This is a genomic window from Streptomyces thermovulgaris, assembly GCF_002155915.1.
In the GTDB taxonomy this organism is placed as follows: domain Bacteria; phylum Actinomycetota; class Actinomycetes; order Streptomycetales; family Streptomycetaceae; genus Streptomyces; species Streptomyces thermovulgaris.
In genome coordinates this window covers 1-1,185 of the sequence record NZ_MUME01000566.1, presented here as the reverse complement: position 1 = coordinate 1,185, position 1,185 = coordinate 1, and the positions used below count along the sequence as shown (strand labels likewise).

At 68.4% G+C, this 1,185-nt stretch carries 2 protein-coding genes; both read right to left on the bottom strand.

What is annotated here, in order from left to right:
• Positions 1-5: 5 nt before the first annotated feature.
• Complete coding sequence (locus tag CCN35_RS27345; protein WP_067397740.1) at positions 6-590, bottom strand: NADPH-dependent FMN reductase; 585 nt, start codon at positions 588-590, stop codon at positions 6-8.
• Between the two features lie 28 nt (positions 591-618).
• The coding region (locus CCN35_RS27340; protein ID WP_143631907.1) for an aldehyde dehydrogenase family protein at positions 619-1,185 on the bottom strand (567 nt) is incomplete at its 5' end.

Here is a 1,185-nt window from a genome sequence, read left to right as displayed (position 1 = left end):
GGTGGTCAGGGTGTGTCCGGCTTCGGTGTGCGCAGGGGGCGGAGGGCTGCTTCGACGCGGACGAGTTCGTCGAGCATGAGGGTGGCTGCCTCGCGCATGACGTCGTTGGGGACGATGGTCTTGCTGTCGTCGAGGAAGTCGTGGACGAAGGGGATGGAGATCGCCTCGTTGAGGGGCACCATCTTGAGGGTGGTGACCACCTGTTTGATCATCTGGGCGGCGCGGGTGCCGGCGGAGACGCCGCCGTAGCTGGCCAGGCCGACGGGCTTGTACTGCCATTCGTTGTACAGGTAGTCGATGGCGTTCTTCAGTTCGGCGTTGTAGCCGTAGTTGTATTCGGGCATGACGAAGACGAAGGCGTCGGCCTCGGCGACCTTCTTGCTCCAGTCACGGGTGTGCTGGTGGACGTACTGGCCCAGCCGTGGGTGGTGGGGTTCGTTCATGAAGGGCAGATCGAGCTCTGCCAGGTCGACGAGTTCGATGTCGTCGAAGCCGTTGTGCGCGCGGGCTTCCGACTCGACCCATCGGGCGACGGGCAGGCCGACGCGTCCTGGCCGGGTGCTGGCGACGATGATCTTCAGGTGTGCCATCTTCCTCNNCCGCCGGGCCGGGTGGCGGTCAGTGCTCGATGGCGCCGGGGCGCAGGGCGATGTGCTTGTACTCGGTGAAGTCCTCGAGAGCGGCGATGCCGTTGAGGCGGCCCTGGCCGCTGTGCTTGTAGCCGCCTTCCTCGAACTCGTCGTAGATGGTGGCCCAGTCGTTGATCCAGACGGTGCCGGCCTCGAGTTCGCGGGCGACGCGCAGGGGCTGGTCGACGTCGCGGCTCCAGACGCTGGCGGCAAGTCCGTAGACGCTGTCGTTGGCGAGCGCGACGGCCTCGGCCTCGGTGTCGAAGACCTGCATGGTCAGGACGGGGCCGAAGACTTCTTCCTGGACGATGGGCAGGGTGGGGTCGTCGACTTCGAGGAGGGTGGGGCGGTAGAAGGCGCCGTTGGCGAGGGGGCCGTCGGTGACGGGGCCGCCGCGGACGATGGGGCGGGCGCCGGCGGCGATGGCGTTCTCGACGAGGGTGTTGACGCGGGTGACGTCGGCCTGGTCGATGAGGGGGCCCATGTCGCTGGCGGGGTCGGCGGCGGGGCCGGGCCTGACGGCGCGCAGGCGCCGGGCGAGCTGGTCGCGGACCTG

Bases quoted from the DNA above. Each gene is read 5' to 3' on its own strand.
- CCN35_RS27345 (WP_067397740.1), bottom strand. From the start codon at position 590: ATGGCACACCTGAAGATCATCGTCGCCAGCACCCGGCCAGGACGCGTC.